The organism is Arthrobacter sp. C9C5, from assembly GCF_013359735.1.
Taxonomy (GTDB): domain Bacteria; phylum Actinomycetota; class Actinomycetes; order Actinomycetales; family Micrococcaceae; genus Arthrobacter.
Window position 1 is genome coordinate 36,637 of record NZ_JABFMX010000006.1, and the last position, 13,045, is coordinate 49,681.

General features: G+C 67.0%; 11 protein-coding genes and 1 tRNA gene. 5 read left to right on the forward strand and 7 right to left on the reverse strand.

Annotated features, from left to right (window positions below):
- Positions 1-6: 6 nt before the first annotated feature.
- From HNO80_RS06090 to HNO80_RS06105, 4 genes are all read left to right on the forward strand, one after another.
- Complete coding sequence (locus HNO80_RS06090; RefSeq protein WP_175321954.1) at positions 7-897, forward strand: DsbA family protein; 891 nt, start codon at positions 7-9, stop codon at positions 895-897.
- A 162-nt stretch (positions 898-1,059) separates the two neighbouring features.
- A tRNA-Thr gene (locus HNO80_RS06095) sits at positions 1,060-1,136 on the forward strand.
- A 279-nt stretch (positions 1,137-1,415) separates the two neighbouring features.
- The gene (locus HNO80_RS06100) at positions 1,416-2,147 is read left to right on the forward strand and encodes a PspA/IM30 family protein (protein ID WP_175321955.1); all 732 of its coding nucleotides are present in this window, start codon (positions 1,416-1,418) and stop codon (positions 2,145-2,147) included.
- A gap of 302 nt (positions 2,148-2,449) precedes the next feature.
- A complete protein-coding gene (locus HNO80_RS06105; RefSeq protein ID WP_217500663.1) occupies positions 2,450-3,493 on the forward strand; it encodes a hypothetical protein in 1,044 nt (347 codons plus the stop codon).
- Between the two features lie 302 nt (positions 3,494-3,795).
- Here HNO80_RS06105 and HNO80_RS06110 read toward each other — a convergent pair whose 3' ends face one another.
- Positions 3,796-5,274 (reverse strand): hypothetical protein, encoded by a 1,479-nt coding sequence (locus HNO80_RS06110; RefSeq protein WP_217500664.1) that lies wholly within the window; start codon positions 5,272-5,274, stop codon positions 3,796-3,798.
- A 158-nt stretch (positions 5,275-5,432) separates the two neighbouring features.
- Between HNO80_RS06110 and HNO80_RS06115 the strand changes: the two genes are divergently transcribed.
- A complete protein-coding gene (locus tag HNO80_RS06115; protein ID WP_175321958.1) occupies positions 5,433-5,798 on the forward strand; it encodes a hypothetical protein in 366 nt (121 codons plus the stop codon).
- A gap of 24 nt (positions 5,799-5,822) precedes the next feature.
- Here HNO80_RS06115 and HNO80_RS06120 read toward each other — a convergent pair whose 3' ends face one another.
- The 6 genes from HNO80_RS06120 to HNO80_RS06145 form a co-directional block, all read right to left on the reverse strand.
- Positions 5,823-6,182: a hypothetical protein gene (locus HNO80_RS06120; protein WP_175321959.1), complete on the reverse strand. Its 360-nt coding sequence runs from the start codon at positions 6,180-6,182 to the stop codon at positions 5,823-5,825.
- A gap of 93 nt (positions 6,183-6,275) precedes the next feature.
- Positions 6,276-6,818, reverse strand: a complete 543-nt coding sequence (locus HNO80_RS06125) for a hypothetical protein (RefSeq protein WP_249777193.1) — start codon at positions 6,816-6,818, stop codon at positions 6,276-6,278.
- Between the two features lie 97 nt (positions 6,819-6,915).
- Entirely contained in the window at positions 6,916-7,491 is a 576-nt protein-coding gene (locus HNO80_RS06130) for a hypothetical protein (protein ID WP_175321960.1), read from the reverse strand.
- 82 nt (positions 7,492-7,573) lie between these two features.
- Positions 7,574-10,432, reverse strand: coding sequence for an FAD-binding and (Fe-S)-binding domain-containing protein (locus tag HNO80_RS06135; RefSeq protein ID WP_175321961.1), 2,859 nt, complete (start codon positions 10,430-10,432; stop codon positions 7,574-7,576).
- A 16-nt stretch (positions 10,433-10,448) separates the two neighbouring features.
- Entirely contained in the window at positions 10,449-11,201 is a 753-nt protein-coding gene (locus HNO80_RS06140; protein ID WP_175321962.1) for a FadR/GntR family transcriptional regulator, read from the reverse strand.
- Between the two features lie 71 nt (positions 11,202-11,272).
- Positions 11,273-13,018 (reverse strand): L-lactate permease, encoded by a 1,746-nt coding sequence (locus HNO80_RS06145; protein WP_175321963.1) that lies wholly within the window; start codon positions 13,016-13,018, stop codon positions 11,273-11,275.
- Positions 13,019-13,045: the final 27 nt, after the last annotated feature.

Here is a 13,045-nt window from a genome sequence, read left to right on the forward strand (position 1 = left end):
GAACTAATGAGCGCCGCAAACGAACCCCGTCAGTCCAAAGCGGAGCGCACCGCCGCGGCCCGCGAGAAAGCCCGTGAGATCCGCGAAGCGCAGCTGAAGAAGGAAAAACGCAACAAGCTGCTCATCGGCTGGGGCATCGTGGCCGCCGTCGTCGCCATCATCGTGATTGTGGCCCTGGTGGTCACCTCGAACATCAAGAACAACGCCCCGGTGGCCGACTCCGGCCCGACGCCGGCGAACGGCAACGTCCACGGCGGTGTCACCCTGCTGGCCAACACCGCAGTGGCGAAGACGGACCCGGCCACCGTCAATGTCGCGGACATTCCCTCGCCCGCTGCGACGCCCCCCGCCGACATCAAGGCGCCGGGCGCCGAGGCCGAGGCGGGCAAGCCGGTCAAGGTGGTCCTGTACATCGACTTCATCTGCCCGGTCTGCAAGAACTTTGAGGCTCAGTACAACCCGACCCTGACCAAGCTGCGCAACGAGGGCAAGATTACGGTCGAGTACCGTCCGCTGGGCTTCCTGGACAGCCGCTCCAGCACCAACTACTCCTCCCGGGCCGCCAACGCCGCGGCCTGCGTCGTGAACGAATCGCCGGAGAAGTACTCGGACTTCGTTGACGCGCTGTTCGCCAAACAGCCGGCCGAGGGCGGCGCGGGCCTCTCCGACGCGGAGCTCAAGACGATGGCAACCGACGTCGGGGCCAAGAGCATCGACAAGTGCGTGGATGACAAGACGTATCGCCCGTACGTGAAGTACACCACCCAGGAGGCGGCGGCGATCGGTGTCACGGGGACTCCGACCGTCTTCGTCGAGGGCAAGCAGTGGGGCAAGGGCGCCAGCGCCCAGACCCCGTTCGAGCAGTTCCTGCAGGCCGCGGTGGACGCCAAGAAGTAACAACCGCTGGCACGCGGAAGCAGCCCGGCCCCGGAGTTCCCCGGGCCGGGCTGCTTTTTTGCCGGCCACGTGCCGGCATTTTTTACCGGCGGGCGTGCGTGGGCTACCCTTATCTAGCGGTTAGCGTCCGGCCCTTTTGCGGGGAGACGACGACGGCGGATTGCCTCCTTAGCTCAGTTGGCCAGAGCACCGCTCTTGTAAAGCGGGGGTCGTCGGTTCGAATCCGACAGGGGGCCCCACGAACCCTTCCGTTCCGGTGATTTTGCCCGGGATGGAGGGGTTTCTTGTGCATAGGATCTCGGCACAACAGGTTTACATCCTGGCTTGAAGGCGCAGGGACGCCACCCGTCGGCCAGCACGCCAGGCGACTCTCGCTTGAGCGCCCAGTTACCGCCCCACGCAGAACTGGAGTCCACGCCGGAGCAACGGCAGAATGGCAATGAGCCCTGGAACCGGCTCCTCGATGCAACCACCCGCCCGGGCCGCCGTTTTCCGACCCGCACGACAGAAAGAACACCGTGAAGCAAAACATCTTCGGCCGGATAGCCCAGCTTGCGAAGGCCAACATCAACGCCCTCCTCGACCAGGCCGAGGATCCGCAGAAGATGCTCGACCAGATGGTCCGGGACTACTCTGAGAACATCCGCGAAGCCGAAGCGGCTGTCGCCCAGACGATCGGTAACCTCCGCCTGGCCGAGGACGATTACCGCAAGGCGGTCGCAGACACGCAGCACTGGGGCGGCAAAGCCTTGGCCGCGTCGCGCAAGGCCGACGAGTACCGGGCCACGGGCAACGCCGCCGACGCGGAGAAGTTCGACAACCTGGCCAAGGTCGCGATCCAGCGGCAGATGGCCGCCGAGACGTCCGCGAAGGCGATGGAGCCGGGCATCGCCTCCCAGAACGCCATTGTCGAGCAGCTCAAGTCGGGTCTGACCCAGATGCAGGGCAAGCTCCGCGAGCTCGCCGCCAAACGCAACGAACTGATCGCCCGCTCACGGACCGCGGCCGCGCAGTCCCAAGTGAACGAAGCCCTCCGCGGACTCAACGCGGCCGACCCGACATCCGCGCTGGGCCGCTTCGAAGAACGCATTCGCCGCGACGAAGCCAAAGTCCGCGGGCAGCAGGAACTGGCCGCGTCCTCCCTGGACGCCCAGTTCGCCTCCCTGGAGGATCTTGGGGAACAGACAGAGATCGAGGCGCGGCTCGCGGCCCTCAAAGCCGGCAGCCAGCAGAAGGCCATCGACTACTAACCCCCAGAAGGCCCCGGAGGTTGCCCGTCGGGGGCCGTTTGCCCTCCGGCGCATTTGCCGCACTCGGAAGGGCGTGAACAGCACTCGGCGCCCCCTAATGACCCGAGCTTCCGCCACGGGAAGCACATCGCATCACAAGTAGCTCCAATGGGCTGCTAGGCTCCACTTATTTGATCGACATTGGGGGAGTAATGAAACGCGGCCGACTGAAATCCTTGATGGCAACAGGCATAGCAGCCTGCATTTCGTTGGCCGGGATGTCACCGGCCGTTGCCGTCCCGGTGACTGCCAGCGCATCTACCGTGAAGTCGTCTGTTGCCCCGGTCGTGACAATCAATGTCCTGCCCAACTCAACGGCTGCGAACAAGACCACGAAGCGCCTGCTTCGGCCCTCCTACAAGATCGGCAAGGGCGCCACCCTGGTCAGCACGCGCCTGGCCGTCCGCACGGCCGCCGGGAAGGTCATTACCCCGAGCGCGACAAGCGTAAACGTCCTGCCGGGCTCGTACCGGGTGACGACGACGATCCGCTACACCTACAAGCAGAACGGCAAGACGGTAGCCAAGACCGTTTCCAAGGCCCAGAATCTGGTGATTGGGGTGGTCAAACCAGCCCCTGTCAAGAGCGTAGACGCCGACGTGTTCAACAGGCTCAATGCCCTTCGCGTGAACAAGGGGCTCCCTGCGTTCAAGGCCAGTCCCGCCTTCGAGGCCTTCCTCACCGCCGAGGCCTCTGGCGTACGCAACGTGCCGTGGCCGACCGGCGCGGATCGACTGTCAACGGGCGGCGCAGTCGGGGGTAGTTACGTCGGCATTGCTAAGATCGTGGTCGACCTGCTGCTGGACCAGTCATGGCTTCGCGCAGACCTTTACGACCCTGACTACAACACCCTCTCTGTTGTCACCCGTACCACCAAAGGCGAAAAGTATGTTTTCGTCTCTTTCGCGCGCATCGCTGCTCCTGGGCCTGCTCCCGTCCCTGTACCCGTATCGACGGTCAAGCCGAGTCCTCTGACAGCTGCTGATGTTTTCAGCAGGCTCAACGCCCTGCGGCTGAAGAAAGGGCTTTCAGCGCTCCCGAGCGTCCCCGCCTTCAACACGTACGTTGCTGCCGGCGGATCCAGCATCGACCCGATGGAATGGCCGACCAGGATGCGTTCGTCGACGACCACTGGCGTCGAAGGCAGTAGCGCCGGGAGTGCCGCGAGCGTGGTCTCCCAGCTGTTGGACCGGGGCTTCCCTCAGCTCTACGACCCTAGCTACAACGTCCTCTCCGTTACCGTGAGCAGCGTCAATGGGGAAAACAAGATTTACGTGGGCTTGGGACGCTTCACCGATCCCGTCTGATCTGGCGTCCGCTACGCAACTGCGCTGCCCCTTGGCGACGCACCTGGCGCCTGGAGGAGCTTCCCGTTCTGAAGGCATCCGGGGAGTACGGCCTCGTCCGGCGGCTCATCCACGACCCGGCGAATGGGAGCTTGTGCCGGAGGGAGACGCCGCTTCGGCCTCTTAGCCACTGAACCGACAGAATAGCCCGGCCACCCACCAATGGGCGGCCGGGCTGCTCTGTGCCAGACGGGTTTCGGTCAGATCTCCTCGGTGAGGTCGACGACGTCGGCGTTCTCCTTCACTGATTCGATGCCGCCCATCTATGGTTTCTTGCCGGCGAGGATCTTCCGGGCCGCGTCCGCACGGGCCCCGGTGCAGTTCGTCGTCCGGTAGCCGCTGCGGCGGAGGTCCCCGCCCATCGCCGAGGCCATGCAGTCGGCCAGCTGCTCGACGCCGGGGGCGGTCCGTGTCCCGTAGATGGCGTTCATCCGGTTGGCCAGCTGGGAGTAGTTGTCGGCGTACACCTTGTAGGAGAGGATGTGCGCGCACTCGTGCAGCGAGACGAACTTGAGCGACGTCTGGTCGGGAAGGCCGGTGGCTATCTGGATCTGGCGGCTCGGGCTCCAGGCATAGCTCCAGGTGCCCGGGATCAAGGTGATGACCTGGTTCGGGCAGTAGCGCTTCATGTAGTCGTAGGAGGCTTTCTTGTAGCCGGTGTACCGGGCCGGGTCCACGTGCTCAATCGTGGAGGTGGGGGAGGTCCAGGACTTTTGCCGGGCCGTGGTGTCGACAGTGACTCGATATTTGCGCGTCACCGTTCCGACCGTTAGCGGGGTCTTTGCAACGGCAGTGTATTTGTTCGCCTTGGTGAAGGTGAGCGTCTGCAGGTTGACCCACTTACCGCCGCGGTATTCTTGCAGGTGCCCGGACCGGTTCGTCAGGTCGTAGTTGAGGGCGTACGCCTGGGACCACTGCGTCCGGGCGGCCACCCGCCCGTTGGCCGTGCTGAACGGCTTCCCCAGGCTGCCGCCGGGGAGAGCGACAACATAGGTCGGCTGCCGCCGGTACGAGAGCGTCAGCGGGGAAGATGTGGCGAGTGTCTTGCCCGCATTGATCAGCAGCGCCCGGAAGGACGCGGAACCTTCAGACTTGAAGGTGTAGGCGGTGAATCGCGCCTCCGGCTGGGTTGAGGCCAGCTGCGGCGACGTCCAGACTGTCTTCCATCCGCCGGCGTCCTTGCGCTGCAGGGCGATGGTCGATCCGGAGCGGCCGGTGTCCCAGCCGCTGAAGATCAGGGTCTTGGCTGCTGACCCGGAATCCCAGTTGTCAGAAACGTAGATCGTCTGGGCTACCGGCGCCGCGGGCGGGGCCGGCGGGGGAGCGGGCTGTCCCCACACCGTCCAGTTGCCGCCCCAGGCGACTTCGGTCCCACTTTTCAGGGCCACGGCCTGGAGCCGGACGATACCCGTGACTGTGGCGCCGTACGAGGCCACGATCGTGTACTTGGCGGTCGTCGCCGGTGCCGGCGCGGTCCAGACGCTGTCCTTGCCGTCGATCGTGATGTTCAGCCGGGCGGTCAGGCCTATGCCGTTGGTCATCGTGATGGTGACGGTGTTCCCGCGCCCGTGCTCGGGTTCCAGCTCGATCGCAGGCTCCGCGGTGGATTCGTTGGCGATGGCCCCGGCTTGCGTGGCCTCCGTGGCCAGGGCCGGTCCGGCCGGTGTCAGCAGCCCCGCGGTGACCGCCAGTACCGCGGCCATGGCCGCAACAGACCGGCGCAGAAGTCCTCTGTTGTTCAATTCCCCCACCTAGTTCGAAAGACGCGGGGGATGGGCCGTGACCGGGACCCGGCCGGCGAATGTTTCCCCCAGTGCAGACTCTAACTGCGAACCGGGAGTTTTGTCCCGCTTTTGCCCCGCCGATGACGGCTCCGCGGTCCTCCGCACACATGGGGTCCATGACAGCCGACGCCCCTTTCCGCCCGTTCGCCTTGAAGCGCCCTTGCGGTGGCTGCCCGTTCCGGTCCGACCGGACCCCGTTCCTGGACCGCGACCGCGGCCGGGAGATCGCCGATTCCCTGCACGCGGACGCGTCCTTCCACTGCTACAAGACGATCTCCTACGAGGCGGAGGGCGGGACCGGGGAAGTCACCCCGGACTCGAAGCACTGCGCAGGGGCCCTCATCACCATGGAACGGGAAGGGTTCGCCAACCAGATGATGCGCATCGGGGAACGCCTCGGCTTCAACAACCCGGCCGACCTGGCCATGGACGCACCCGTGCACGACTCCCTGGACGCCTGGGTCGCCACCCACGACCGCTAAACCACGCCCGAGAGCAGGGCCGCCTCAGAGCCTTGTGGTAACCAGGGCTGTCTGGGAATAGGGGATGTACCGGAACATTCCGCCGAACCCGGTCGGTTTCGCGTCCGTCCCGGTCACCGTGATCTTATGCCCCCGGTCCGCGGGTCGGAGCTTGTACTTTTTTCCGGTTGCGCCGGAGATCGGCTTGCCGTCGCGCTTCCACTGGAAGGTGTCGGCGTATTCGCGCATTCCGCCGCCGAGCTTGTGGTGCACGGTCAGGGTACTGCCGACTTTGCGGGTGCCGTTGACGACCAGTACGTTTCCCTTTTCGCGGGTCCAGTCTGCCAAGGACGCGACGTCCAGGGGACGGCCCAGCCACAAGTTGTCGAGCAGAGGAACTCGCACCAAGGGGTGCCTTTTCGACGTTTCCCTGCCCACTCGATGCCTCTACCCTGTGTGTCAGGCTAGGGAATCGTCGAAACGGGCCCTTAGGGCGGCCTATCCGGTGGTGATCCTGATCCCGGCGACCGCCCCGGTCCAGGGGCCACCGGGGTGGAGGCGCGTCAGCTTGGCGCTGACGTAACCTTTCCGCAACTGGACGGCCTGGGTCTGCGACCCGGAGCAGTCGACCTCGAACACCGTATGCTCGGTTCCGCTTTCCGTGTCCTGGGAGAGGTAGATCTGGGCATGCGGAATGCCGACGCAGGCCATGGTGACAGTATGCTGACCGGCCGCCAGGACGGCCGCAGCCTTGCTGAAACCCACACCCGGACCGTCCGCCGGGCCGGAGTCGGCCAGGAGTGCAGTCCCGGGTGCCTTCACTAGGCGCTGGTGCAGCTCGGCGTAGTTGCGCGCCTCCACCGCCAGGACATCGGGATCCTTCGCAGCAATGGTGGGCGCCGGCCGGCGGCTTTCACCAGCGGAACGCTGCGGATCGCCCGGATCTTCGTAAGTGCAGGCGCCCAGGCCTGCGGCCAGCAGCAGGCTGATGGTGAATGCCGCAGCGGAGCGGACTGCCTTCGTTCCCCCAAGACCAGACATGCGCCGAGTCTACGGACTGTCCGCCGGATGGCAAGCCGCCCGCGTTCCGGGCGCCGGTTGGGTGTGGATCCGGAGGCTGGCCCGGGTCGACGAGGGGTTATTGCTGGATTTCCAGATCAGTGATCTTCCAAGTCGATTCTTGGAATGTCAGGGTGATTTTCCCGAGCTTGCCGCCGCTTCCGCCCTGCCCGGACTTCTCAATGCCCTTGATCTTGATGTCACTTCCCCTGATTGTTGCGGTCTCGCCGTCGAGGGCGATGCCTGACTCGTTGGCGCTCATCTCCGTATCGGGGGTCAGCATGGCGACGAGTGCGAAGATACCGATCAGGCCGGCCGCCTTCTTGTCGTCCAGGTCCAGGTATTTGTAAGACTCAGGGAACCCGCTCTTGAACTTCGCCGCCTTCTCCTCGGGGGTGTCATTTGTGGAACCGCCAGCCATGGCAGCCTTCATGTAGGCATCCGACTCGTTGGAAACGCTCTGCAGGAACGCGTCGAGAACCTTCTTCACCTCCGCGGGCTTGTGCTGGACGACTTCGGCCGCCGGGGCCGCGGCCGAGGATCCGGCAGGCGGTGCGTATGCCGGGCCGGAGCTGTTCGCGCCGCAGGCGACCGTACCGGCGACGATCACGAGTGCCGAAAGCGCTGCACCGAGGTTGCGGATAATCGAGTTCATGGTTCCCCCATTTGTCGTACTGAAGTGTGCGCGACCAGCTTATGACTAATCCCCGACATCCAAGCCGGCTGTGCCAGACCCCTCACCCCTCCGGCCGGGTGGCCTCTTCCAGGATTTCCAGCAGGTGCCGGTAGGAGTGGCCGGTGGCCTTGGACATGCCCAGTTCGCAGGTGCGGTTCGTTGAGGCGTAGGCGTCGAATTCGCGTTCGTTGATTTCGCGGGCCTGCTTGTCCGTGGCGGAGTCGGTCAGTTCCGGGTGCAGCAGGCCGCGGTCGCCGGCGAAGGCGCAGCAGCCCCAGTTCAACGGCACAAACACGTCCCCGGTCACGGCCCGGGCGATGTCCATCAGCGCGCTATTGGTGCCCAGTTGGGTGGAAGAACAGGTGGGGTGCAGAGCCATGGATCTCACCGGCGCGGTGACGGTCAGCTGCCCGAGCACGTGCTGGTGCACGAATTCCACCGAGTCCACGAACCGCAGCCCGGCGTACCGTTCCCCGCCCTCGGCCGCGAGCCGTTTCATGGTGTCCAAGCCTTCCGTGCAGGAGGCGGCGTCGCACACCACCGGCAGCCGGCCCTGGCCGCTGGCCTCGTACAGGCCGTCCAGGACCTTGGCGGACATTGCCGCGTAGCCCTGCGAGAAGCCCTTGGATTTCCACGGGGTGCCGCAGCACAGGCTGCCGATGTCGTCCGGGACGGTCAGCCCCACGCCGGCGCGCTCGCAGAGGTCCAAGAACGCTTGGGCCGAGCCTTTCGCGGGGCCGCCCGCAGCACCACCGCCCGCAGCGTCACCGGGCGTGTCCGCGGGGCCGAACATGGTGCCGATGCAGGCGGGGAAGAACACGGCGACGCTGTCCGGGTCCCGCCGCGGCCGGCGCTTGGAGCCGCCGCCGGGCAGCACTGCGTCGTAGGCGGGAACGGTCTCCGCGCCCAGCAACGCCCGGCCGACGGCGGTCGCTGCCTTGGCCAGCGGCGCTGGCATCGCCTTCGCCACGGTCAGGGCCAGGCCGCCGCCGGACGTGACCGCGCCCCAGTGGTCCGCGGCGGCGCTCCAGCCGGCCTCCGCGAGGGCGTTAGCGTTTTCCTTCCGCAGCCGCCGCACCAGGTCCCCGGTGTTGATCAGCACCGGGCAGGCGGTGACGCACATGCCGTCGGCCGCGCAGGTCTGCACGCCGTCGTACTCGTAGTCCTTGCGCAGCCGGGCGGCCAGAGCGTCGTCGCCGCGCTGTTCCGCGGCGGCCATCTCGCGCCGCAGCACGATGCGCTGGCGGGGCGTGAGGGTGATGTCTTTGCTCGGGCAGACCGGTTCGCAGTAGCCGCACTCGACGCAGCGGTCCACCTCTTCCTCCACGGTCGGCGCCACCTTGAGGTTTTGAACGTAGGACAGCGGCTCTTCCGCGAGCAGCACGCCCGGGTTGAGGAGATTGGCGGGGTCGATCAGCCGTTTGATCTCCTGCATGACTTCATAGAGCTCGTCCCCGTATTGGCGGCGGACGAACGGGGCCATGATGCGCCCGGTGCCGTGCTCGGCCTTGAGCGAGCCGCCGGCGCCCAGGACCAGGTCCACCATGTCGTCGGTAAAGGCCTGGTAGCGGAGCAGCTGGGCGGGGTCGTCGAAGCGCTCGTTGAGCATGAAGTGGACGTTTCCGTCCTTCGCGTGGCCGAAGATCACGGAGTCCTCGTACCGGTGTTCGGCGAAGAGCCGGGTCAGTTCGCCGCAGGTGTCCGCCAAGGCCGGAACCGGAACCACGATGTCTTCCAGCAGCGCATTGGTACCGGAGGGGCGGGCGCCGGCCACCGTCGTGTAGAGGCCCTTGCGCACGTGCCAGAGTGCCGCGCGCTCTTTCGGGTCCGTGGTCAGCGCGAACGGCGAAGCCAGGTCCAGGGACGCGAAGAGCGGCTGCGAGTTTTGCCGCTTGTCGGTCAGCTCCGCGGCGTCGGCGCCCTGGTGTTCCACCAGCAGTGCGGTGTGTCCCTCGACCGGGAGCGAACGGATGGCCGCGGGCGCGTCGGCAGCGAGCTGCGCGACCTTCAGCGCGGCGGCGTCCATCAGTTCGATGGTTGCCAGGCCGGAGGCCACCAGCTCGGGCAGGGCGGCCGTGGCTGCGCCGAGCGTGCTGAAGACCAGCAGCCCGGTGGCGACGGCGGGCTTGACCGCGACGGTGCGGAAGACCGCTTCCGCCACGAAGCCGAGGGTGCCTTCGCTGCCGATCATGAGGTGCATCAGGATGTCGACGGCGCGTTCGTAGTCCAGGAACGAGTTCACCCCGTAGCCCATCGTGTTCTTCATCGAGAACAGGGCGGTGATGGTCCGCACAGACTCCGCGTTTTCGGCCACCCGGCGGCGCAGCCGCAGCAGGCCCTCGTGGAGGTCCGGTTCCAGTTCCCGCAGGCGCGCGTCCGCGTCGGCGTCGGCGGTATTGATGACCGTGCCCGAGGGCAGCACCAGGATCATGGATTCCAGGGTGCGGTAGGTGTTGAACTCCGTGCCGCAGGCCATCCCGGAAGAATTGTTCGCGATCACGCCGCCCACGGTGCAGGCGATTTCGCTGGCCGGGTCGGGGCCGAGTTTGCGGCCGAACGCGGCCAGACGGGCGTTGACGCTGCGGATGGTGGCGCCGGGCTGAACGCGGACGCGGGCGCCGCCGTCGAGGACCTCGATGCCGCGGAAATGCTGGCGGGTGTTGATGAGCAGGCTGTCGCTGAGCGCCTGGCCGGAGAGGCTCGTGCCGCCGGAACGGAAAGTGGCGGGCAGCCTGAGCTCGCGGCTGCGGCGCAGCAGCAGCCCGACGTCGTCGGCGTTGCGCGGGGTGGCGACGCCCTGGGGTATCAGCAGGTAGTGGGACGCGTCGTGCGCCATGGCCCGACGGTCCAGGTCCCTTGTGCTGACCGTGTCGAGGTCCAGCTGGTCGATCAGGGGTGCGGCGGCGGCCGTGGCGGTCATGCGGTGCTCCAAGGTGTTACGGGGTGGGAGGGGATTGCGGCGGGGTGGCTTCCTGCGCCCGAAGGTAGAACCACTCGATGTGTTCGCGCAGCAGGCGGGCCGCAAGCTCGCCGTCGCGCGCCCGGACGGCGTCAAAGATGCCGTGGTGCTGGCTCCGCAGCTCGCACAGGACATCCGGCCAGGACTCCATCGCGTCCATGGCGCCCTTGACGTAGCCGACGATGGACCCGCTGAGGGACTCCATCATCGTGGCGACGACGGCGTTCCCGGCGAGCGAGCTCAGCGCGACATGGAACCGGGCATCGAGTTCGTGGAAAGTCGCCCGGTCAATCCCGGGATTGTCCATGGCGTCCAGCAGCGCGGCGGCCCGCTCCAGCTCTTCCTCCGTGCCGCCGCGGGCAGCCCCGGCCTGGGCCGACCAGGTCTCGAGCAGGATGCGGGTCTGCACGATGTCCTCGACGGGCAGCCGGTTGCTGGCCACATGCAGGCGCAGGGCGGAGGACAGGCCCGCGGACGGATCGGAGATGACGATGGCCCCGGAGGTGGGCCCGGAGCCGACGGAGCTGCGCAGCACGCCCATGGCGTCCAGGATCCGGATGGCTTCGCGGACCGAGGCCCGGGAGATTCCGTAGCTTTCCGCCAGGGTCCGTTCGCCGGGGAGGCGGTCGCCGAGCTTGATCTTGCCGGAGCGCAGATCGGCCTCGATGTCCTGCAGGAGCGCGTCATAGGTACGACGGCGGGGGGCTGCTCCTGCTTCGGCGGCTGTCACGGGCTTTTCCTTCCGGGCGGGAGTGCGGGCCGTGGCGCGGCCCGCACTCTTGATTGCGTGGGGGCTGGCGGCTAAGGCAGCATCCAGCCCAGGACGGGGGTGGACTGCAGGAAGGCAAGGGTGCACAGGACCAGCAGGAGAGCCACGCTCCACCCGACCACCTTACGCAGGATCACCGACTCCTGGCCGTCAAGGTTGACGGCTGTCGCCGCGATGGCGAGGTTTTGCGGACTGATCAGCTTGCCCACGACGCCGCCGGAGGTGTTGGCGGCCACCAGCAGGTTCGGATCGATGCCGGCCTTCAGGCCCGCGGTCTGCTGCAGCTTGGCGAACAGCGCGTTGGCGGAGGTGTCCGAGCCGGTCACGGCGGTGCCCAGCCAGCCGAGCACGGGCGACAGGAAGGCGAAGAAGCTGCCGGTGCCGGCCAGCCAGGTTCCGATCGAGACCGTCTGGCCGGAGTTGTTCATGACGTACGCCAGGGCGAGCACCGTGATGATGGTCAGCCCTGCCCAGCGCATCTTGAAGATGGTCCGTCCGATCTCCTGGACCGCGTCGCCGACCGAGAGGCGGAAGCGGCCGCCGTCGTCGTACTTGGAGTACACCAGCGCCACCAGCAGCCCGGTGATCAGCAGCAGCGTGCCCGGGCTGGACAGCCACTGGAAGGTGTACACGGTGGAGGAGACGGGCTTGCCCTCGGCGTTGACCAGGGCGTCGTGCAGGATCGGCCAGGGGATCTTGATGTCCGTGGAGGCGAGGAACGCGGGCAGGTCGACCCCGAGCTTCCACAGCTTGGCGATGCCGAAAACGACGATCACGAGGAAGTACGGAAAGAGGGCCAGCCACGTGCGCGTCGGGGTGAGGCCGCCGTCGGTGGCCTTTTCGGCGGTCACGACGCCGGCCTTACCGGCATCCCGCGAGCCGCGGCTCTGTGCGGCGGTGCCGCCGGCAACAGCGTCAGCGGCCACGCCAAGGCGCTCGCGGGCGGCAGCGCTGCCCTTCGGCTTCCACATCCGGAAGAACACGACGGCGGCGCCGAGGCCGACCAGCGAGGCCAGGATGTCGGTGAGTTCGTAGGAGAAGAAGTTGGAGCACAGGAACTGGGCGACGGCGAAGGAGCCGCCGACCACCAGCGCGGCGGGCCAGCAGTCCTTCAGGCCGCGGCGGCCGTCGATGATGAAGAGCAGGATCAGCGGCACGAAGGTGGCCAGCAGGGGAGCTTGGCGGCCCACGATGGAGGCGATGTCCGTCGCGTGCAGGCCGGTCAGTCCGGCGGCGGTAGTGATCGGGATGGCCATCGCGCCGAACGCGACCGGTGCGGTGTTTGCCACCAGCACGGCGGCCGCTGCGCGCAGCGGCGGGAGCCCCAGGGCCAGCAGCATGGTGGCCGTGATGGCCACCGGGGCGCCGAAGCCGGCGAGGGCCTCAAGCAGGCCGCCGAAGCAGAAGGCCACCAGGACGGCCTGCAGGCGTACGTCGCCGCCGCCGATCACGTCAAAGACGCGGCGCAGGTCCTCGAACCGGCCGCTGAGGACGGTCACCTGGTAAAGCCAGACGGCCATCACCACGATCCAGAGCACCGGGAAGGCGCCGAAGACCCCGCCCTGTGTTGCCGAAAGGATCGCCAGGCCGGCCGGCATGTGGAAGGCGGCGATGCCGACCACGAGGGCGACCAGCAGGGCGAAGGCGCCGGCCACGTGGGCCTTGGTCTTCACCACGGCCAGCAGGATGAAGAAGGTGAGCAGTGGCAGTAGGCCGACGATGGCCGACCAGGCCACGCTGTTCAGCACTGGGTCGGTGGTGGGGGTGAAGTGGTCCACGGAAGTTCCTCTGCGTTGAGAGACGAC

Bases quoted from the DNA above. Each gene is read 5' to 3' on its own strand.
- HNO80_RS06090 (WP_175321954.1), top strand. From the start codon at position 7: ATGAGCGCCGCAAACGAACCCCGTCAGTCCAAAGCGGAGCGCACCGCC.
- HNO80_RS06115 (WP_175321958.1), top strand. From the start codon at position 5,433: ATGACAGCCGACGCCCCTTTCCGCCCGTTCGCCTTGAAGCGCCCTTGC.
- HNO80_RS06125 (WP_249777193.1), bottom strand. From the start codon at position 6,818: ATGTCTGGTCTTGGGGGAACGAAGGCAGTCCGCTCCGCTGCGGCATTC.
- HNO80_RS06130 (WP_175321960.1), bottom strand. From the start codon at position 7,491: ATGAACTCGATTATCCGCAACCTCGGTGCAGCGCTTTCGGCACTCGTG.
- HNO80_RS06135 (WP_175321961.1), bottom strand. From the start codon at position 10,432: ATGACCGCCACGGCCGCCGCCGCACCCCTGATCGACCAGCTGGACCTC.